At 62.8% G+C, this 20247-nt stretch carries 21 protein-coding genes and 3 tRNA genes; 14 read left to right on the top strand and 10 right to left on the bottom strand.

All coding sequences use genetic code 11. From position 1 onward, the window contains the following. Positions 1-6: 6 nt before the first annotated feature. The 6 genes from IV454_RS25770 (at position 7) to IV454_RS25745 (ending at position 5218) form a co-directional block, all read left to right on the top strand. On the top strand, positions 7-1488 hold the full coding sequence (locus tag IV454_RS25770) for a DUF2169 family type VI secretion system accessory protein (protein WP_206088482.1): 1482 nt from the start codon (positions 7-9) through the stop codon (positions 1486-1488). Beyond that, positions 1481-2098 (top strand): DUF4150 domain-containing protein, encoded by a 618-nt coding sequence (locus IV454_RS25765; protein WP_206088481.1) that lies wholly within the window; start codon positions 1481-1483, stop codon positions 2096-2098. Before IV454_RS25770 ends, IV454_RS25765 begins: the two co-directional genes overlap by 8 nt. A 3-nt stretch (positions 2099-2101) precedes the next feature. Further along, complete coding sequence (locus tag IV454_RS25760) at positions 2102-2869, top strand: hypothetical protein (protein ID WP_206088480.1); 768 nt, start codon at positions 2102-2104, stop codon at positions 2867-2869. Positions 2870-2878: 9 nt separating this feature from the next. Continuing rightward, the gene (locus IV454_RS25755) at positions 2879-3358 is read left to right on the top strand and encodes a hypothetical protein (protein ID WP_206088479.1); all 480 of its coding nucleotides are present in this window, start codon (positions 2879-2881) and stop codon (positions 3356-3358) included. A 38-nt stretch (positions 3359-3396) separates the two neighbouring features. After that, a complete protein-coding gene (locus IV454_RS25750) occupies positions 3397-3876 on the top strand; it encodes a hypothetical protein (RefSeq protein WP_206088478.1) in 480 nt (159 codons plus the stop codon). 319 nt (positions 3877-4195) lie between these two features. Then, a complete protein-coding gene (locus tag IV454_RS25745; protein ID WP_206088477.1) occupies positions 4196-5218 on the top strand; it encodes a hypothetical protein in 1023 nt (340 codons plus the stop codon). A 183-nt stretch (positions 5219-5401) separates the two neighbouring features. On the opposite strand, the gene dsbD is transcribed toward IV454_RS25745, so the two are convergent. From dsbD to mrtJ, 7 genes are read right to left on the bottom strand one after another with little or no spacing between them, the layout of a single operon-like run. After that, positions 5402-7294 (bottom strand): protein-disulfide reductase DsbD, encoded by a 1893-nt coding sequence (dsbD, locus tag IV454_RS25740; protein WP_206088476.1) that lies wholly within the window; start codon positions 7292-7294, stop codon positions 5402-5404. Between the two features lie 33 nt (positions 7295-7327). Next, positions 7328-8218, bottom strand: coding sequence for an FAD:protein FMN transferase (locus IV454_RS25735; protein ID WP_206088475.1), 891 nt, complete (start codon positions 8216-8218; stop codon positions 7328-7330). Continuing rightward, on the bottom strand, positions 8218-9363 hold the full coding sequence (locus IV454_RS25730; RefSeq protein WP_054262748.1) for a DUF3570 domain-containing protein: 1146 nt from the start codon (positions 9361-9363) through the stop codon (positions 8218-8220). The genes IV454_RS25735 and IV454_RS25730 overlap by 1 nt, the downstream gene beginning before the upstream one ends. 17 nt (positions 9364-9380) lie before the next feature. Next, positions 9381-9620 carry a DUF4266 domain-containing protein gene (locus IV454_RS25725; protein WP_307730165.1) on the bottom strand — a complete coding sequence of 80 codons (240 nt, stop codon included), beginning with the start codon at positions 9618-9620 and terminating at the stop codon, positions 9381-9383. Further along, positions 9617-10126 carry a TlpA family protein disulfide reductase gene (locus tag IV454_RS25720; protein ID WP_206088474.1) on the bottom strand — a complete coding sequence of 170 codons (510 nt, stop codon included), beginning with the start codon at positions 10124-10126 and terminating at the stop codon, positions 9617-9619. Before IV454_RS25720 ends, IV454_RS25725 begins: the two co-directional genes overlap by 4 nt. 21 nt (positions 10127-10147) lie before the next feature. Next, complete coding sequence (locus tag IV454_RS25715) at positions 10148-12256, bottom strand: choice-of-anchor D domain-containing protein (protein WP_229521833.1); 2109 nt, start codon at positions 12254-12256, stop codon at positions 10148-10150. A 20-nt stretch (positions 12257-12276) separates the two neighbouring features. Beyond that, complete coding sequence (mrtJ, locus tag IV454_RS25710; protein WP_206088473.1) at positions 12277-12630, bottom strand: JDVT-CTERM system glutamic-type intramembrane protease MrtJ; 354 nt, start codon at positions 12628-12630, stop codon at positions 12277-12279. Between the two features lie 263 nt (positions 12631-12893). On the opposite strand from mrtJ, the gene IV454_RS25705 reads away from it, so the two are divergent. The 8 genes from IV454_RS25705 (at position 12894) to IV454_RS25670 (ending at position 19585) form a co-directional block, all read left to right on the top strand. After that, on the top strand, positions 12894-13421 hold the full coding sequence (locus tag IV454_RS25705) for an RNA polymerase sigma factor (RefSeq protein WP_229521832.1): 528 nt from the start codon (positions 12894-12896) through the stop codon (positions 13419-13421). Continuing rightward, positions 13418-14053: a zf-HC2 domain-containing protein gene (locus IV454_RS25700; RefSeq protein WP_206088471.1), complete on the top strand. Its 636-nt coding sequence runs from the start codon at positions 13418-13420 to the stop codon at positions 14051-14053. The genes IV454_RS25705 and IV454_RS25700 overlap by 4 nt, the downstream gene beginning before the upstream one ends. Beyond that, positions 14053-15285: a S8 family peptidase gene (locus IV454_RS25695; RefSeq protein ID WP_206092824.1), complete on the top strand. Its 1233-nt coding sequence runs from the start codon at positions 14053-14055 to the stop codon at positions 15283-15285. The genes IV454_RS25700 and IV454_RS25695 overlap by 1 nt, the downstream gene beginning before the upstream one ends. 27 nt (positions 15286-15312) lie before the next feature. Next, on the top strand, positions 15313-16005 hold the full coding sequence (locus IV454_RS25690; protein ID WP_206088470.1) for a TorF family putative porin: 693 nt from the start codon (positions 15313-15315) through the stop codon (positions 16003-16005). A 172-nt stretch (positions 16006-16177) separates the two neighbouring features. Beyond that, positions 16178-17077 carry a LysR family transcriptional regulator gene (locus tag IV454_RS25685; RefSeq protein WP_206088469.1) on the top strand — a complete coding sequence of 300 codons (900 nt, stop codon included), beginning with the start codon at positions 16178-16180 and terminating at the stop codon, positions 17075-17077. A 186-nt stretch (positions 17078-17263) separates the two neighbouring features. After that, a complete protein-coding gene (locus IV454_RS25680; RefSeq protein ID WP_206088468.1) occupies positions 17264-17809 on the top strand; it encodes a carboxymuconolactone decarboxylase family protein in 546 nt (181 codons plus the stop codon). A 188-nt stretch (positions 17810-17997) separates the two neighbouring features. Then, on the top strand, positions 17998-18819 hold the full coding sequence (locus IV454_RS25675; protein ID WP_206088467.1) for a spondin domain-containing protein: 822 nt from the start codon (positions 17998-18000) through the stop codon (positions 18817-18819). A gap of 10 nt (positions 18820-18829) precedes the next feature. Then, positions 18830-19585, top strand: coding sequence for a spondin domain-containing protein (locus tag IV454_RS25670; RefSeq protein ID WP_206088466.1), 756 nt, complete (start codon positions 18830-18832; stop codon positions 19583-19585). Positions 19586-19669: 84 nt separating this feature from the next. On the opposite strand, the gene IV454_RS25665 is transcribed toward IV454_RS25670, so the two are convergent. The 3 genes from IV454_RS25665 to IV454_RS25655 all read right to left on the bottom strand — a co-directional run bounded on the left by IV454_RS25665 (position 19670) and on the right by IV454_RS25655 (position 20180). Continuing rightward, positions 19670-19746 (bottom strand) — tRNA-Arg (locus IV454_RS25665). Positions 19747-19885: 139 nt separating this feature from the next. Then, positions 19886-19962: transfer RNA gene (locus tag IV454_RS25660), tRNA-Arg, on the bottom strand. Between the two features lie 141 nt (positions 19963-20103). Continuing rightward, positions 20104-20180, bottom strand: a tRNA-Arg gene (locus IV454_RS25655). Between the last annotated feature and the right edge of the window lie 67 nt (positions 20181-20247).

Here is a 20247-nt window from a genome sequence, read left to right as displayed (position 1 = left end):
ACCGATATGCAATTTCGCAACCAGACTCCGTTCCCCGCACTTGGGTTCGAGGGAATCGACCAGTTTAATCAGGCATTCCACGTGGTCGCACTCCGGCAGACCCTGACATGGGGGGAAGACGGCGTGCTGCGCTATGCGGACGAGCAAGCGCCGCTGTGTGAGGCCGATGAGTATTTTGGCGAAATCAACGCCAGCAGCGTGCGGCAAGAATCCGACCTTTGCCAGTACAAGCCGAAGTGCGATTTCATCGTTAACGCCACGGCTTACGCGCCACCTGGGAAGCCGCTGCGGCGCTGCGAAGTTCGCATCGTGTTGATGCGGCCGGACCATGCCGCGAACTTGCCCGAGCGCCCACAGGGCCTGAACCAGTTTGTCGTCCCGGAAGAACATCGATTGGAGCAATGGCGCGCTGCGGTGGAGCATGCGCGCCAGCATCCCGTTCCGGGTGCGCGCCTGGTTGACAAACGCTTGACGGTGACCGGCGAACGGACGCTGGTTCGCAGACTGTGGCCGGTACGTATGGTAGCGGCCGTGTTGCGCGCGGCCAGCTTGGGAATGCTGAGCCTGCCCACATGGCGCCTTACCGCCGCACAGGTATTTAGCCCCTTTCCGTTACGCAATGAGTATGCCTACGGCGGAGCCTGTCGTATCAACCGCGGCGATCGGGCGGCAAAGTGGGTGCGCAGCAAGCACCGTCTCAACGCCGATCAAATGGCGGCCCAGTCCTACGACGACGTGCCGCAATCCGGGCAAGCCGTTGCGCGCTGCGCATTTGAAAGCAATGCGGTCGGCCGTGGTTATGTGCCGCGCTGGTACTTGAACGCCACCGGTGCGAAGCGACTGCCGGCCCCGCGCATCGAAACCGTTGCCAGCGCTTTTACAGCCGCACAATTCCGCGAGATGCCGAAGCTAAATCCAAAAAAGATGTCGGCAGAGGCATTGACGGTGGCCGGTTTTGGTACGCGGTCCAGGGTGCATCCACTGCGTCGTCGTCTGGCCGGAACAATCGACCGGCAATTCGTCGACAGCGCCGACTGCTTGCCGAAAGACTTTGACTTCGGTGTCTGGAACGCAGCGCCAGCTGATCAGCAGACCGAATTTCTTCGCGGCGACGAGATTATCGAGCTTACGAATCTTTGCGCACCAGCGAGTCCGGGCGCCGCGCTCACCAAGGATGGCGATACGGCTCTGCGCTTGCGCTTGCCCGGCCATGTCTGCACTTTGCTGATGAGGATGCGGGATGGATCCATGTTTTTTGACCCCATGCGGATCGATACCTTGATCGTCGAACCCGAGACGCGGATGCTCAGCATTGTTTGGCGCGCGGTTTTTGCCAAAACCCCGGACATCCGCGCAGTCGACGCTTACCTGCACGGACAATTCGAAGCGAACTATAGCTGCCAACTGCTTGACGAGCATGAGCAAGTCATCATGACCAAACACGGAAAAACGGCACCGAACGCTGTACAAAAGGAAATGCATGGGTAAGATTGGCGCAAGAAAAAATTCCATTTTGAAGGCCGTGTCCACTGCGCCTTCCTTTAACAAAACACCTGTAGGCAGCAGTACACCGCCGGTTCCTTATCCAACTACACAAGACCTGTCGAACAGTGTGTCGGTGGCGTCGACGGTGCGCTTTAACGGTGATCCAGCGTACGTATTGGACAGTACTCAACAGCCGAGCTGCAAAGGTGACGATGCCGGCCTGGCCAAAGGCGTCAGGTCGAACACGGTGAACGGCTATGTGAAGCCCACCGGCGCGGCCGCTCACTTTCGCGCTGAAAAGAAATTCGTGGTGCGCCAGGGTGATACCAACGTTATGAATGGAGGAAACAATCCTGGGATTTACGTCACCGCGCAAGTGCCCAGTCCCCCCGGTAGTGCCGCGACAGCGGGCGACGCAGACGAACCTAGTCCCGCTATTGAAGCGGAAACGCCTGCCGAGCAGGCATTTTTAGAATGTCAGCCGCCGCTTTCGCTACCGACACCCGAAGCATTTTCCAATACAGCAGCATTGATGTCGCTCGCGCTCAAAGCAAAGAAATCCACGACGTCGCCCGCGCCCTCCGTGCGGTTCGTCCCAGGCAAAAAGGGGTAAGCTATGGCGGTACTTGGGGCTGGAGCTGGAGTTGCACTCGGACCAATTGGATGGGGAATCATTGCGCTCGTTGTCGTGTGTATCGTAGTCCATACACTCGTCACGATGAATGCCAAGAAGCCGAACGTCGAAGCAAAAAATTTGCCGAGCGATCAGACTGCCCCATCAGAAGGCGCGTCCGGCGAGTCCGCTGGCATGACGGATGCGCAAAAAGAAGAGGCAGCGAAATTGGACGCGGAGGCGCAGGCGGAGGCCGCTGCTGAGGATGCGACCACTGTTGTAGCCGGTACGGAGGTGCTCAAGTGTGGCGAGGCGGGGACGTACGGCGAATTGTTGGAGAAAAGCGCGGACAAGAAATTCGATCGAGATCATGTACCTTCAAAAGCTTCGCTGCAAAAAGCGGCCGAAAAATTGATTCGTGATCGGGGAATCGATTTAACCAAAGCCCAGACGAAGGCGCTGTTTGGTCCCAAAGGTGCAATTTCGCTTGCGGGCCGGACAATTGCCATCTTTCGAAAGGACCATCAAAAACATAGTGATACGTACGGCGGTCGAAATAATGGCGCTAAAATCGAGAAAGACTCTGGTGAGCTCCAAAAGGCTGCTGAAAAAGACACGAAACGCATCGAAGATGCGGAAGGCAAGGAGATGGATGCAGATTGCGCCGCCAAATACGCTGAGGCAGCAAAAGAAATACGAAAAAAGACGCATTCCGAATATGAGAGTGAGCTGAACGCCCTCATTGATCATATTATTAACACTGTTTTATAAGGAAAAATTATGGAAATATTTGATGTCGCTAAGTTTTTCGGATTTCCTCCTCAAAGCGAGGATTTCGATAAATTTCTTGCCGCTCACGATATCGTTGAACGTCCCGTCTTTGCCGAAACACCGATGGAGGATATAACCAGAGAAAAAGAAGGCATTGTGCTTTGGTTTCATACCGATCGTTTTTATAAGGAGACTTATGGCCCAGCGCATGAAGGCGGCGACATGGTGCTGACTCAAATACAAGTTTATAGCGAGAATAATGGCAGTGGGCTTTCTCGTTATCTTGGGGGGTTGCCATTTGGCCTTCGCTTTGAAAGCACACTATCGGAGGCGATCGCTATGTTTGGCGAACCCAGCAACAATCATAAATCAGGACCGCTCAACCACGCATACAGCTGGGCTAATGTTCAAGGGTATAGAGTCGCCTTGTGCTTTCTGCCTGAGGGGAAAAGTGTTTCATTTTTTTCCTTGTCGCCCAAGAGAAAATAAAGTAGGTTTGCGAGAGCTTGGATTTTAGAAGGAGAATCATGCAAATACTTGAAGTCGCCAAATTTTTTGGATTTCCACCCCAGAGCAAGGATTTTGATAAATTCCTTTCCACTCATAATATCGCTGAGCGCCCCGTCTTTATCGAAACGCCGATTGAGCGCATAGTTCGAAAAAACGAAGGCATGGTACTTCTGTTTGAAACAGATGACTTTTATACGGAAACCTATGGTCCGGTTCACGACGATGGCGATATGATATTTAGTAAAATACAGGTTTATTGCGAAAATCATGACACTGGATTTTCTCGGTACTCAGGGACTTTGCCATTTGGTTTGCGCTTTGAAAGTACCCTATTGGAAGCAATTGCTATTTTTGGGGAGCCCAGCAACAATCATCGATCTGGGCCACTTAACCATGCATACAGCTGGGCTAACGTTCAAGGGTACAGAGTCGGCATGTGCTTTTTGCCTGAGGGGAAAAGTGTTTCATTTTTTTCGTTGTCGCCAAAGGAAAAATAGTAAAAAATTTCGTGACTATTCAGCCTATGGGAAGGCTGTAAAAACCTATTTAAAATCAATGGGTTGCGGCCATCTGAAAACAGGTGAAAACCGCGAAAAACCGGCTTTTTTTATAAATACCGCATAAGTCGGGCCTTTTTTAAGCGTGCAAATCACGTAACTCATTGATTTGTAAGGGCTGAATAGTTACAAAATTTCGGTAGCGGGAAAACGACAACTTATATACGGATCACACCAGATGAAGTCATTTTTTCGACCTGATAGCTCTTCCCGGCAATTCGGCCAATTCTGAATCACAGACCACGCATTTCTGTCTAAAATGAACCCAAAAACTCCGCCCGGTGTCGACCTGTTTATCTCCCAGCTGGGCAAACCGCTCGACAATATCGATCGTGCTGTCTTTTCCTACGCGAGACAGCCTGATTTTACATTGCCAGAGCACTCTCCCATAGGTGGAATCTTCTTCATCAAGCTGGGTTTCTCCATCACGTTTTGCCCTCCGGACTTCTACCATATGTCCGATCTGCTGGCGGGCCATGATCCAATCATTTCCAACGTCCAGATATACTCAGGCGACGAATATTACGGCCATGTCCGCTACACCGGGTCTTTGCCGTTTGGCTTGAGCTTCGATGACGGCCGCCAGGCGGTCATCGGGAAACTCGGCCCATCTGCCTGGCAGTTTCCGTTTGTCGCGCCTTTTAAGCTGGAACGCTGGGACATGGAAGATACATGGCTGCTGGTCGAATATACGGAGGATATGTCGGCGATCAGAATGCTTGAGATTGGATTAAAATCGAAAAAGCCCAGGCCGTCGGTCTTGCCTAAAATTCTGCAACCAGAGATCCACACGCTGCTGGCAACGTTCGGCAAGGAATCCAAGGCTGTAGCCGCTCACCCAGGCTTTGCCGGTATTGACCTTTCCAAGGTCCCTTCGATCCCAGTTCCAGATGGACGATCCCATGAGGTTGATGCGTTGGAGACACGTGGTGTCGAGCTCTATTTCCGAGCCTCTAAAAACTCGCAGCAAGCCGGGAAAAATATTCTCTGCGGGGGGCGTTACATACGCAAAGGTGTGACGTGGTCCGCGGGATTCGATGGCGACTTGCCGAAGGGCATACGATTTGAAGATACGCCCGAAACGGTCGTAAAGAAAGTCGGGAGTTTGCCCGTGACCGGCAAAGCCGATGTGCTGACGGGTTACTTTGTATGGAAGTTGCCCGAGTATTTGCTTCAGGTCGGTTTTAGCGTAATGGAGCAACGCGTCAACCGCATTTTCATCGCTGCACATCCCTATTATGCGCAATCGTTGCTGGAGTCGCCACTGCTTGCGCATCCGTAGTGCGCCTGATCGGCAGGACATCAACCTCGCTGGCGACGCGCTCGTTGATCAGTTCATTGCCATCTTCCACCGGCCGAAGAGGGTAGGGAAGCGATCATCGGCGGCATCGCATGCGCTGCCGCCGGGTTCTTGTATCGCCCCGCCGCAGTCGAGGGGCCAGCTTATTAATAGTTCGAGCTAATGTCAGCCCGCTTCGCCGTGCGCGGCCTGCAAGCGCTCGGCAAAGCGCTGGGCCGGCACGAAGCCGATGATGCGCCCTTGCGGCACTTCCTTGCCCTTGGCATCGAACAGGATGATGCCCGGTGGCCCGAACAGGCTGAATTTCTTCATCAGCGCGCGGTCGTCGGCATTGTTGGCCGTCACATCCACCTGGATCAGGCGCATTTTCTTCATCGATGCGGCCACCGCGCCGTCCGGGAAGGTCATGCGTTCCATCTCCTTGCAGGCCACGCACCAGTCGGCGTAAAAGTCGAGCAGCACCGGCGTGCTGGTATCGGCCAGCGCGCGTTCCAGTTCGGCCACGGTGCGGATGCGGGTGAACTGCGGACCGCTGTCGGCATGCGCGAGCGCCGTGCCGGCGGCGCCGCCACCGCGCAAATGCGCCAGCGGTTGCAGCACATCGCGTCCCGAGCTGGCCGCGCCGGCCAGCTCGAACAGGCCGCCGACCAGCATCAGCACGCCCAGCGCCTTGCCGGCATATGCACCAGCCCCGCTGTGCGGCGGCAGGGCCTGGCCCACGTGCAGGAACAGCGCGCCCAGGATCGCAAAGCCGCCCCACAGCGCCATCATCACCGGCACCGGGAACACCGGCGACACCATCCAGATGGCGACCGCGATCAGCAGCATGCCGAACACCTTTTTCACGCCATTCATCCAGGCGCCGGCGCGCGGCAGCAGGCTGCCGGCCGACAGGCCGGTGAGCAGCAGCGGCACGCTCATCCCGAGCGCCATCGAAAACAGGGCCCAGCCGCCGATCCAGGCGTTGCCGGTCTGGCTGATGTAGAGCAGCGCGCCGGCCAGCGGACCGGCCACGCACGGACCGACGATCAGCGCCGACAGCGCGCCCATGATGAACACGCCCACGAAGCGTCCGCCGCGCACCGCGCCGCCGGTACTGGAGAGGCGCGTTTGCAGTGCGCTGGGCAGTTGCAGCTGGTAGACATCGAACATCGACAGCGCCAGGCCGACCAGCAGCGCGCCGAAGGTCAGCAGCACCCACGGTTTTTGCAGCGCGCCGGCCAGGCCTTCGCCCGCCAGCCCTGCGCCCACGCCCAATGCCGTGTAGACCAGCGCCATGCCCAGACAATAGGCGGAGGCGAGCAGCAGGCCGCGCCCGCGCGAGACCGTGCCTTCGCCGACGATGATCGACGACAGGATCGGCACCATCGGCAGCACGCACGGCGTGAAAGAGAGCAGCAGCCCGAATAGCAGGAAGGCGCTGCCGATGCGCCACAGGCTGCCGCTTTGCAGGGTGCGCTGGGCGAGGGTGGTATCGTCTTCGGCTGCGGCGGCGTTGGCCTTTGCGGCCGGCGCTGCGCTGGCCGCTGCGCTGGCCGCTGCGCTGGCCGCTGCGCTGGCCGCTGGCGGCGCGGCTGCCGCCGCCAGCGCTTCCGCCCGGGCTGCCAGCACGCCGGGTTTGGCCGGATCGACCAGATAGGTCTTGGTGATCGGCGCGTAGCACAGGCCCGCGTCGGCGCAGCCCTGGTAGGCGACGTTCAGGGTGAACGGCTTGCCCGGCGCCGGGGCCAGCGCGACATCGAGCTTGTCCTGGTAGGTTTCCATCTCCTTGTTGAAGTTCTCGTCGAACTTGCGGATGCCGGCCGGCAGCGCCGGTGCGGCGACAGGCGCGTCACCGGGGCCGCTGGTGAAGGCCAGCCGGTCGCGGTACAGGTGGTAGCCCGGCGCGATGGTCCAGCGCAGGGCGATGGCGCCGTCATCACCTACTTCGGTGCGCAGCACGAACGCTTGTTCGGGGTCGAGGAAGTCGTCGGCCGCGGCGGCCTTGCCCGCCCAGCCGGCAAAGGCGAGCATGGCCAGCAGCGACAGCAGCCATCTCAGGAAGGGTGCGGATTTCATGGTGGTTCTCCAGTAGTTGAATCGGTAGTGGTGTTACACGTCCTTGCGGAAGCACTTGCCTTGCTGGTCGATGGCGAGGTAGGCCATGCCGGAGTTATCGAGAAAGGCCAGGGCATCGTCCTGCATCAGCATGGCGATGGTGGAACAGCTGCCGGCGGCAATGGCCAGGGGCCCGAGCACGCTGACCGAGCGCCAGTGCGACACCGGCATGCCGCTGCGCGGGTCGAGCACATGGCAGTAACGGCGTCCGTCAATGTCGATGAAACGTTCATAGTCGCCGCTGGTGGCGAGCGCTCCGCTGGCGACCGGGATCGCGCCGGCCAGGCGTTCGGTGTCGCGCGGGTCCTGCACCCCGATCGACCAGGGTGCGCCGCTCGGCTGCGGCCCGATGATGCGCAGGTCGCCGCCCAGGTTGACGTAGCCGTAACGCACGCCGTTTGCGGCAAGCAGCGCCGCCGCGCGGTCGGCCGCGTATTCCTTGCCGAAGCCGCCGAAGTCGATCTCCATGCCCGCTTGCGCGAGGCGGATGGCGCCATGCGCGCGCTCGACATGCCGCCAGCCGACCAGCGGCAGCAGCGCGTCCAGCGCCGCCTGCGCCGGCAGCACCGGACGGCGGAAGTCCCAGGCGCGCCGCAGCACGCCCGAGGTGATGTCGAACAGGCCGCCGCTGCTGGCGTGCAGCACGCCGGCGTAGTCCAGCAGCGCATTCGTTTCGTCGTCGCAGGCCACCGCAGCGCGCCCGGCGGCGGCGTTGATGCGGGCCACGATGCTGTCGGCCCGGTAGCGCGAATAGGTGCGCTCGATGCGCCGCACCTCGTCGATGGCCACCCGCGCCAGGGCGCCGCCATCGACACCCGGCGCGAGCGCCAGGCGCAGCTCGCAGCGGCTGGCCATGGCCTCGAACGGGAATGCTTGCACGTCCATTACCACTGCCGCGTGAGGCCCAGCTGGATGCTGTGGGCGCGCAGCGATTCGAGTCCCGGACTGCCTTTGTCGAACAGGCGCCAGCTGCCGCGCTGCTGGTAGGCTTCCAGCTTGACGTCGACGATCCAGTCGCGGCTGAGCTGCTTGGCGACCTTGATCCCCAAGGTGACAGCGCCGAAACCGGACAGGCGCTGGTCGGCCGACGAATAGCCATCGGGGTTGCTGGCATAACCGGGCCGGAATGGCTCGCCCAGCACGCCGTCGTACACCGGATCGAAGTAAAAGCGCGCCGCGCGCTGCGAATACAGGCGCGCCGACGGCGTGATGATCCAGCCCTGGCCGGCCGGCTGCACGTATTCGCCGCCGAAGGTGTGGGCGCGGATGCCGTAGCTGTCGGTGTAATAGCGGTAGGAGAGGCGGCTGGTACCCCCGGTGGCGGCGTAATGATGGTTCCAGCGCCCCATCAGGGCACTCTGGTTGCGCTGGCGCGGACGGTTGTCGAAGGCCTTGTACGGGTCCGAAAAATAGCCGTGGCCGCGGTTGTGGGTCAGGGTTAGCTGGGCCAGGTCGTTCGGTCCCAGGACCTGCGTCACGCCGGCGAGGAAGTTCACGGTCTGGCGCGATTCGTCGCGCACGATGAGGTTCATCGGATTGATCGTATCGTCCGAGCCGCCCATGCCGAGCGACCAAGTGGTGTTCTTGTCTTCGCTCGACATGGCGCCGGTCACCGACAGGGCGCGCGAGTCGTAGTCATGCTCGGTCGAATAGGCCGCGCCGACGGTCAGGCTGCCGCGCGGGAAGTAGCGCGTGACGGCGGCGTCGCCGGCCTTGCGGTCGTCGCTCATGCGCGAGGCGCCCGAGACGGCCGTATGGTAGCGCGGCGACGCGCCGGAGACATCGTCGGCCGTCAGCGAACCGGTCACCGACCAGACGCCTGCCACCGGAGCGACCACGGAAATGGATGGTGCGCGCACGCGGATGCGGTCCATGCTGGACTGGCTCTCTTCGTAACTGAGCAGCTTGACGCTGATGGACGCGTGTTCCGGCGCCGTTTCGGCATGCACCAGGCCAGGCAGCATCAGCGCCGCCGCCAGGATGGCGTGGCCGAGAGCCGCGGGTTGTGCGGGGAGAAGTGGGGTGGTCATGTGTTGGTTCTTCCCTCTCAGTTGCAACCGCAGCCGCCGCCGCCGACACCGCTGCCGCCGGACGCCGCCTCGCGGCTCGTATAAATATGTTCGTTGAAGCGCGTTTCCAGGCCGTCGCCTTCCATCAGCATCTCAGGCTTGGCCAGCGTGCCCTTTTCCCAGGCTTGCACCGGGGTGATCGCCGAACAGCCGGTGGCGCCGGCGGCCAGCGCCGCCAGCGCGCCCACGCGCAACAGGGTCTTGGTCATCATCTTCATTTTTTCGCTCCCAATGCAGCCTTGATCTTGGTTTCCAGCTCGTCGCGGTCGGCCGCCTTGAAGCCGCTATGCTCGAACAGCACCTTGCCGTCCGCGCCAATGAGCACGCTGCTCGGCATGCCCTTGACCCCGTAGCCGCGCGGCGTGGCGCCGGCCGGATCGAAACCGATCGCGAACTTGGCCGGCGTGCCGACCAGGAAGGCGCGCGCGTCGTCCACCTTGGCGTCGACGTTGACGCCGACGATCTGCAGTCCCTGCGCGCCGTACTTGGCCTGCATGTCGTTCATCCACGGGAACGACTGGCGGCACGGGCCGCACCACGATGCCCAGAAGTCGACATACACCACCTTGCCGGCGTATTTATCGAGTTTGACCGCGCCATCCGGCCCCGCGAGGTCGAACGCCGGTGCGGATTTGCCCGCATCGAGCGCGCTTGCCGGCGCCGCCAGCAGCGCCAGGACGAGGGATGCGGCCAGTGCGCGTGTATTACGTTTGAAGTTATTCATGCCAATTCCTAAAGTGATCGGTCAGGACTGCGCCGGATTGCGCCGGCGCCAGAAGAGGACGGCCGCCGCCATCAGTGCCAGCAGGGCCAGCATCGGATCGCTACCGTCGCGCACGGACGAACAGCCACCGCCGCCCCGGTTTTGCGCCGGCGGGGTGTTGGCCGGCGTGGCCGCTGCCTGGCCGGCCAGCGCGATGGTCCAGCTGCTGCCGCCATCGGCCTGGAGCACGACGCTGCCGTTGCTGGCGCCCGCGGCGGCCGGGGTGTAGCCGATCACCATGTCGCACGAGGCCCCCGGTTGCAGCGCAAACGGCAAGGCCGGGCAAGCGCTGGCGTCAGCCACACGCGCGAATGGCCCGCTGAAGTTGGCCGACGACAGGTTGATGACCGCGCTGCCCGCATTACTGAGCGTGAAGCGCTTGGACGCCGCGCTGGTGCCGAAGTCGAACGATTGCGGAGCGAGCGTGAGCGCCGGCGCCGCGGCGATGGCGGTGCCGGTACCGGTGAGCGGCAGCGAAAACTGCGTGCCGCCGTCGGTGAGCAGCAGCAGGCTGGCGTTGCGCGCGCCCGGTGCGCCCGGCTTGAAGCTGGTCTCGATGGTGCAGCTGCCGGCAGGGCTGACGGTGCCGTTGACGGCGCACGAGCCGCCCAGGATGAAGTCGGCCCCGTTGGCGCCGTCAAGCGCCAGGGTCGCGATCTTGAGCGCGGCGGTGCCGGGATTGCTCAATACCGTGGTGTGCGGCGCTGCGCTCTTGCCGACCTGGATCTCGCCGAAGCCGATAGTGCCGGTGTCCGACAGGGTTGGCTTGGCGACAGCGGCGGCGGTGCCGGTGCCGCTGACGGCCACTTGCACGGTGCCGCCGTTGTAGCTGGCCACCAGGGTGGCCGCGGCCGCGCCTTCGGCTGTCGGTGCGAACAGCAGCGGAACACTGCATGTGGCGCCCGGCGCCAGCGCAACGCCGCAGTGACTGCCCGGCGCCACCTTGATGGCGGCCGAGCCATTGACGGCGAGCGAGGCGAAGGTGAAGGCCACGTTGCCGGTATTGGTCAAGGTGACGTTTTGGGCTGCGCCGGCCGCGCCGATGGCCTGGCTGCCGAATGCGAGCGCGCCTGGCGTGGCCGTTGCCGCCGCTTGCGCGCTGGCGCCGCTGCCGGACAGGCCAATGGTGACGGTGCCGTTGGCGGCATTCGACAGCAGGGTCAGATTGCCCGCGAAGGCACCGCTGGCGGTGGGCTGCGCGCGCACCGTCACCGCGCAGGTGGCGCCGCTGGCAAGCGGCTTGTCAAGCGCGCAGTCGCCGCCCAGGGTGAAAATGGCGCTGTTGGCGCCCGCCAGGGTCATCGCGCTGAAGGTCAGCGCCGTCTGGCCGCTGTTATTGACGGTGACGCTCTGCGGCGCGGACACAACGTTGGTGACCAGGGCGCCGAAATTGACGCTGGCGGCCGACACCCCGATGGTGGCCTGGGGCGTTGCATTGCCGGTGCCGCTCAGGGCGACGCTGCTGCTGCCGCCGGTGCCGTTGTGGGCCACCGCCAGGCTGGCGTTGCGCGCGCCGGCCACCTTGGGCTTGAAGCCGACCAGCACCGTGCAATTGGCGCCGGCGGCGATGGCGGCGCCGGCGGCGCAAGTGCCGCCGGCGATGCTGAAATCGGCGGCGGCCGCGCCGGTCACGCCGATGGTATCGATGGTCAGCGCGCCCGAGCCGGTGTTGGCCAGGGTGGCGCTCAGGGCGCTGCTGGCCTGTCCGAGCGCGGTGCCGCTGAAGGCCAGGCTGGATGGGTTCAGGCTTGCCGCCGGCGCCGCGACCACGCCCGGATTGCCGATGAAGGCAGCCAGGTCGGCCAGATCGACGGCGGAAAATTTGCCGCCGTAGATATTGCCCATGCCGCCCTTGTTGGCGGCAATCGCGGCGCTGATGGCGGCCGGATTATCGGCCCCGCTCATGACTTTGTTGATGTTCGCCGCCGGCGAGGCGGTGTGGCAGCGGGCGCATGCCGCGCCGCCGCCTGGCGGGCCGTTCAGGTACAGGCTTTTGCCGTGCAGGGCGTCGGCCGCGTGGGCCTGGCCCATCGCCAGCAGTGCGCACAGCCCGGCGCCGAGGCCGGAGTGATTCAGTCGAAATCCCGTCATTGCTACTCCTGGTTGATAGTTTAATAGGTGCTGAAACTGCAAAAACTCAGTGCGAAACCGTTACACAGCGCGTGGACCAGTGCGCACAGCCGCCAGTCGCGCCAGCGGCGATAAATCAGTCCGAAGGCGAGACCGGGCAAGAACACCGCCGCCACCGCCTGCCAGCCCGCGGCCACGTGCAGCAGGCCGAATGCGAGCGCCGGCAACCCAAGCACCAGCGCCGCGTGCAAGCGCCGACGCATCAGCCATTCCTGCAGGCCGGCGCGCATGATCCATTCCTCCAGCAGCGGCGCGAGCAGCAACAGGCGCAGCAGGCTGGCCGCCGAGTGATCGAGCAATGGGGGGCCGCACAGGGCGGGGAGGGCGAACAACATGCGGTCCTTGGTCGTCTTGTTGCTCGGTCAATACGAGCTGGGGCATAAAAGGTTCAATGCTTTTACAAAATATTTTGTAAAAATAGCCACGTGTAGAATCGTTCCCTGGGTTGCAACACTATATTTTTTTCTCGGCAGCATGAACCTTTTCGCTGCGGGCAAGTATTCACCGCATAATTGGAGAAAATCGCAGGATGCTTAAACAATGGAGAGCGCGTTTCGGGGGCGCGACTGCCGGAGCGGCCGGCGGCGGCGAAACGGAGTTGATCGCCTTGATCGCGGGCGGGGACCGGGATGCCTTCCAGGCCCTGTACCGGATTTATTTCGGACGGCTGGCGCGCTTTCTGGACCGGATGGTGCGCAACGGCGCGCTGATCGAGGAGATCGTCAACGACACCATGCTGGTGGTGTGGCAGAAGGCGCATACCTTCGACCATAGCTGCAAGGTGTCGACCTGGGTGTTCGCCATCGCCTACCGGCAGGGACTGAAGGCGGTCAACCAGCGCGACGAGCCGGTGGAATCGAATTTTGAGCTGGAAGCGGGCGACGCGCGCCAGGAGCCGGAGCACGCCATCGGGCAGCAGCAGTTGCAGCAGGGGGTGGGCGAGGCGCTCAAGGCGCTGTCGCTCGAACAGCGGGTGGTTGTCACCCTGACGTATTACCACGACATGGGCTACCAGGAAATCGCCGAGACGATGGGGTGCCCGGTCAATACCGTGAAGACGCGGATGTTTCATGCGCGGCAGCGCCTCAAGGTGCTGCTGTCCGCACATCAGGGAGAACTCTTATGAACCTGGACCAAGAACCGACCAGCGCATCGCACCAGGCGATGCGCGATTTGCTGCCGTGGTTCGTCAACGGCACCCTGGACGACAACGCGGCGGCGCAAGTGCGCGCGCACCTGCCGCACTGCGCCGATTGCGCGGGCGAGGTCGCATGGCAGCGCCAGTTGCGTGCCGCCGCGCCGGCCGAACCGTCCGGCCTCGATCCGGAACGGGCCCTGGCGCGCCTGCTGCCGCGCCTGCCCCCCCGGGAACGCGCCGCGCCGCCTTTTGCGGGCCTGCGCGCCTGGCTTGGCGGCGGCTGGATGCCGTGGGCGCTGGCGGGGCAGGGCGCGGTCATTGCGCTGCTGGCCTTCCAGGTGCTCTCACCCGGCGGCAGGAGCGACGACTACCGGGCACTGAGTAATGGCGAGAATGTACCGGCCGGCGTGATGGTGGTGATGTTCCATCCCGACGCCAGCCTGCGCGAGGTGCAGCGCATCCTGCAGGCGAGCGGCGCGCGCGTGGTCGACGGGCCGACCGTGACCGGTGCCTTCGTGCTCGGCGCGCCGCCGGAACGCCAGGCCGGCGCGCTGGCCGCGCTCAGGGCCGAATCCGCGGTGCAGCTGGCCGAAGCGCTCACGCCGCGGAGCGCGCCGTGATGCGCTATCTGCTGGCGGCGCTGCTGCTGGTTTTCGCGCTGGCCTGCCGCGCCGGCGGGCAGGCCGCGCCGGCGGCGCCGGCAGCCGAGCCGGGCGCGACGCGCCAGATCCTGGTCATGCTGCACTTGCCGGCGCCGCACTTCCGGCCCGACGCCGCGTACGGCGCCAATTATCGCGACGACGGCGGCCGCCTGGCGCGGCGCCGCATGGCCGAAGCGCTGGCGCGCGAACATGGCCTGACCATCCTCGAAGGCTGGCCGATGCCGTCCCTGAACGTGGATTGCTACCGCATGGCCGAACCGGCCGGCGCCGAGCCGGGCAAGATCGTCGAGGCACTCTCGCGCGACCCCCGGGTCGACTGGGCGCAAGCGATCAATACCTTTTCGGCCCAGGGCAGCGACCCGCTGTATCCGGTGCAGCCGGCCGCGCTGCAATGGCAGCTGGGCGAAGTGCGCAAGGCGGCCACCGGGCGCAAGGTGCTGGTGGCGGTGATCGACAGCGGGGTCGAAGCCGACCACCCGGACCTGGTCGGGCAACTCGCCTTCCAGGAAAACTTCGTCGACGGCCAGCCCTACGCCGCCGAAACGCATGGCACCGGCGTGGCGGCGGTGATCGCGGCGCTGGCCGGCAACGGGGTCGGGATCGAAGGCGTGGCGCCGGACGCGCGCCTGATGGCGCTGCGCGCATGCTGGCAGGTGGCCGGCGGCGCCACCCGCTGCAACAGCTTCACCCTGGCCAAGGCCCTCAACTTCGCGCTGATGCATGGGGCCCAGGTGATCAACCTGAGTTTGTCCGGCCCCGCCGACCGGCTGCTGCGCGAACTGATCGACCTGGCTTGCGCGCGCGGCGTGCGGGTGGTGGGGGCGGTCGATGCGGCCAGCGCCGACGGCGGTTTTCCGGCCTCGCACCCCGGCGTGTTCGCGGTGGCGGCCGACATCAGCCGGCAGCTGTCGGCACAGGTGCTGATGGCGCCCGGGCACGACATCCCGACGGCGGCGCCGGGCGCGCGCTGGGGCATGGTGTCGGGGTCGTCCTATTCAGCGGCGCATATCTCTGGCATGATGGCCGTGCTGAGCGAGCTGCGTCCCGGGCTCACCTTGCCGCAGGTGCGATCGAGCATCGTGCTGCAGCCGGGCGGCATCAACCTCTGCGCCACCGTCACCCGCCTCACAGGAAAATGTACATGCGTCTGCGTCGAGGTTACGCCGCCAAAGATCGTCCGCCTGCCCTGAACCACGCCGCCGCGCGCGGGGGTATCGTTGCGTAGATGGCCGCTGGCGTTGGCGCTCGCGTGCTGCGTGGCCGGCAGCGACGCGCGCGCCCAGGCCAGCGGCAGCCTGTCGCTGGTGTCCGACTATTATTACCGCGGCGTCGGCTACAGCAAGGGTGACCCGGTCCCGCAGTTCAATCTGTCGTTCGACACGCGCAGCGGCTGGTATGCGGGCGCGTTCGCCTCCATGCTCAAGATGAGCGGCAGCGGGCGCGGCGTGTACGCCATCGGCTATGCCGGCTACGCGCGGCGGATGGAGTCGGGCGGCTCGTGGGAAGCCGGCGCAACGAACCATAGCTTCACCACCATGTCGAACCTGAACTACCGCGAAGTGTATGTGGGGCTGGGCAGCGACCGGGTGAGCGGCAGGGTGTCGTATTCGCCCGCCTACATGGGCACGACGATGCGCACCGTGTACAGCGAAGTCAATGGCGGCCTGGCCCTGAGCGACGACGTGGGGCTGTTCGCGCGGATCGGCTACCTGCGCGCGCTGTCGGCGGTGCCGCGCTACACCTCGGGCACGCGCCTCGATGGCCGCATCGGCATGAGCATGAGCGTCGATGCGTGGAAACTGCAGGCCGCGTGGGATGGCCTGCATGCGCAGCAGGGCGCGTACGCCCAGTCGGGCGAGGGGATGCGCTCGCGCGGTGGGCTGGTGCTGACCGTCAGCCGCGCTTTCTAGGGCAGGCACGCGCTTTGCAATCAGCACAGGAGTAGCTGGATTAGCTGCAAGCGGCCATACCATCCGGCATGCGGGCCCGCACCGGGCGGTTCGCGTAGTGGGGATAGGCATTCTGGTAACCTTGCGCCTGTTATTGGAATGAACCGATGACCTCTCTTCCTTTTGGTGGAAAATGAACCGTTTGCACCTGATGTCGGTGTTCGTTGCAGTTGTGGAAGAAGGAAGCCTTGCCGGCGGGGCTCGTAGAATGATGATGTCGCCACCGGCGGTGACTCGGGCAATCAACGCGCTGGAAAGCCACGTCGGCGTGAAAATGCTTCAGCGCACTACACGCTATGTGCGCGTAACGGAAGCCGGGCAGCGCTATTTCGAGGATGCGCGACGGGTCATCGCCGACGCCGATGCCGCCGATGAGGCCGCCGCCGGGATCAATGCGGCGCCGCGTGGATCGCTGACGGTCACGGCGCCCGTCATTTTCGGCAAGATGTTCGTCATGCCAAGTATCGTTGCGTACCTCAACCGTTACCCGGATATGGAGGTGTCGGCCCTGTTTGTTGACCGCATGGTCAATTTGCTCGACGAAGGGGTGGACGTGGCAATCCGCATTGGCGAGTTGCCCGATTCCGGCATGAAAGCCTTGCGCGTCGGACAGGTGCACCGCGTTGTCGTCGCTGCGCCGTCCTATCTCCAGCGGGCCGGCACACCGGCCACGCCGGCCGACTTGAACGGTCATGTGATCGTCGCGGCACAAACGGTCACGGGGGGGAACGAATGGAAGTTCCAGGCCAGGGGACAGGCTCTCACTGTTCGCGTGAAACCCCGGGTCGCAGTGAGCAGCATCGACGCGGCGATCCGGACGGTGCGCGAGGGCTTCGGCATTTCCTGCCTGATGTCCTACCAAGTTGCGCCCTACGTCGCAAGCGGCGAACTCATCGTCCTGCTTGAAGCGTTTGAAACCTTGCCGTTTCCCATTCACGTCGTCCACCTCGAATCACGCTTCGCCTCTACCAAGGTGCGCAGTTTCGTCGATCTGGTGGCGGCCCGCTTGCGTGGCGAAACCTCGCTCGGCTGACGTGAACCATTAGCCCGGCTCTTCGGCAAGGGGTAGCACAGCCCCTGCGGCGATCGCTATTACTTGCGTTAAGTGGAAGAATGAATTGACTTTGGTGGCCGTTCTTGTTTTCGGTTGAACAATATAAAGTTCTCCTACTCGCTGACCGAGCGCAGTAATCAACCGACTACCTCCAAGGAGCACACCATGAACCGCATTTCCATCCCTACCGTCGAACAATCCCACGCCGCCGCGCAGCCCCTGCTTGCCGCCGTCCTCAAACAACTGGGCGTGGTGCCCAACCTGATGAAAATGGTGGGCAACAGCCCTGCCGCTTTGGAAGGCTACCTGTCGCTCAACGGGGCGATGGCGAAAGGCACCTTGGATCTGCAAACACGCGAACGTCTGGCACTGGCGACGGCGGAATATAACGGTTGTGAGTACTGCCTGGCGGCGCACAGCTACCTGGGCAAGAACCTTGCCAAGCTGAGCGACGCTGAGATGATGGCTGCACGCGCCGCCCGTTCAAGCGATGCCAAGGCGGATGCCGCGCTGCGCTTTGCGCACCGCGTGGTGGCCGAGCGCGGTCATGTCAGCGGCGACGATCTCGCTGCAGTACGCGCCGCTGGTTTTGACGACGCTGGCGTCGTCGAGATCGTGGTCAATGTCGCTTTGAACGTGCTGACCAATTACATTAACAACGTGGCCCAGACCGACGTCGATTTCCCAGCTGCAGAAAAACTGGCGGCATAAAGGGCAGGGGCCGCGGCAGGCCGCTCATTGCCTGGAGCGGCCTGCCGCGCCAGCCCGGCTGCCAGGTGGCCTGTCTGGCAGCAGCGAAGACCGATCGGCGGCTACTGTCGCGATCACCCTGCTGCAAGTGCCGATCCCACCAGTTTCCAATGCCGACAAGCGCATCGTCGATTGCGCTTGAGGTGTCAATGATCCACGTAATTTTTGAAGAGAATTCCATGAACGCTGATGTTGCCCCGGCTCCGATACTGCGCGCAGTGCGCGGTTTACGCCATCTCCCCATGACCGGCTTGAAAGCGGCGATTGCCGCGAGTGCGCTGATTGCCCTGCACGGCGCCGCGCAGGCTGCCGAACTGAGCATAACGGTTACCAACCTGACCCGCGCGACCTGGTTGACACCCCTGCTGGTGACGGCCCATCCCGCCGCCTTCAAGTCATTTACGGCAGGCACGGCGGCCAGTGTTGAAATCCAGCAGATAGGCGAAGCCGGCAACACTGCGCCGATGGAAGCGATCCTGCCCGCAGGCTCGAGCAAGTCGGTCAATCCGAACAACGGGCCGCTCAAGCCCGGCGCGACGAGCTTGCCGGCCAAGCTGCTTGGCGGCGCCGGAACGACCAACACCCAGTTGTCCATCCTGGCCATGCTCGTGCCTACCAATGACGGCTTTGTCGCAATGAACGCGATCGACATCCCGACCATGCCGGGCAGCTATGTCTATATGCTCAATGCGTATGATGCCGGCACCGAGGCGAATGATGAGAAGGCTGCCGTGGCCGGCGGCATCAATCAACCCGGCATGATCTTCCCGCCGTTCCTCAATGACGATTCAGGCAAGCTGACCCCGACCATCAACACGCATGCGGCTGGCTTTGCAAATGCCACCAAGGAGGGTTACGTCCACATCCACCGCGGCATTCTCGGCAGCGCGCCCGGCGGACCCAGTGCGCTTGACAACACCGTATACCGCTGGCTGAACCCAGTGGCACGTGTCGTGCTGACGGTCAAGTAAGGGGATGACGATGCATGCCTTCCTTACCAATCGTTTTCGCCTTTCCTCACTGGTGCTTGCGCTATCGTTGCTGGCGAGCGCCTGCGGCAGCGGCCACGCAGACCCTGATCCTGCGCCGGCGCAGCCAGGGCCGACCACTGCCGTTTTCGAAGTCACCCTCGTCAACCTGACGGCCGGGCAGCCTTTCTCGCCATTGCTGGTGATCGCGCACACCGATGCATTTTCCTTGTTCAAGGAAGGCGAGGCTGCCAGCGTGGCGCTGGAAAATATCGCCGAGGCTGGCAACACGGCGCCGCTGGCTGCGCTCATCGGGGACGCCAAGTCGGTTATCGCGTCGGCCACCGGTCCGGCTGCGGGACCAGGCAAAGCGACCACTGTCAGCCTGGCCGTTCCCCTCGCGGCGATCGTGACGACACGCTTATCGTTCGCTGTCATGCTCGGCAACACGAACGATGGCTTTACCGGCCTGTCGGGCGAATCGCTGGCGTCGATCCCCGTGGCCGGCTCGCGCAGTGTCGACCTGATCGGCTACGATGCGGGCACGGAAGGCAATACGGAAAGCGCGGACACGGTACCTGGCCCTGCTACGGCAGGTAGCGGCGCCCGGCGCGAGGCCTTCAGTGCACTGCGCGACGATACGGTCGGCACTGTCCACGTCCATCCCGGAATTGCGAGTAAAGACGACGGCTTGCCGACGTCGGCGTTGACGGTCGCGCAGCGTTGGGACAATCCGCTTGCACGCTTGACGATCCGTCGTACTCAATAAGACCGGGCACGTGCGCCCATGCCGCGCGCACAAAAACAAAAGGGCCCGCGGATTTCTCCGCGGGCCCTTCGTCTGACGAATTTCTGGTGCGGCTGGCAGGAATTGAACCCACGACCCCTTGGTTCGTAGCCAAGTACTCTATCCAGCTGAGCTACAGCCGCTTAAGCAAACATTATAGCAGCGTATTTTCGATTCGCCAAATCTTCCAGGCATATCGCTGGAAATTGCCGAATAAAAAACGCCGACGTACAGAAAAAGGGCCCGTCAATTTCTTCACGGGCCCTCGATCAGTACGAATTTTGGTGCGGCTGGCAGGAATTGAACCCACGACCCCTTGGTTCGTAGCCAAGTACTCTATCCAGCTGAGCTACAGCCGCGTAAGCAAACATTATAGCAGCGTATTTTCGATTTTGCCAAATCTTCTCGGTAGATTAGCGGGAAGGGCCGAATAAAAAAACGACGACGTCAAGAAAAAAGGCCCGTAAATTTCTTCACAGGCCCTCGATCAATACGAATTTTGGTGCGGCTGGCAGGAATTGAACCCACGACCCCTTGGTTCGTAGCCAAGTACTCTATCCAGCTGAGCTACAGCCGCGTAAGCAAATAGTATAGCAGCTTCACCTTGTTTTCGGAACCCTTGATTTGCTGGCTCGTTCGTCGCA

Origin of the sequence: Massilia antarctica (assembly GCF_015689335.1) — a bacterium.
Lineage (GTDB): Bacteria > Pseudomonadota > Gammaproteobacteria > Burkholderiales > Burkholderiaceae_D > Telluria_A > Telluria_A antarctica.
This window is presented reverse-complemented; position numbering and strand designations above follow the sequence as displayed.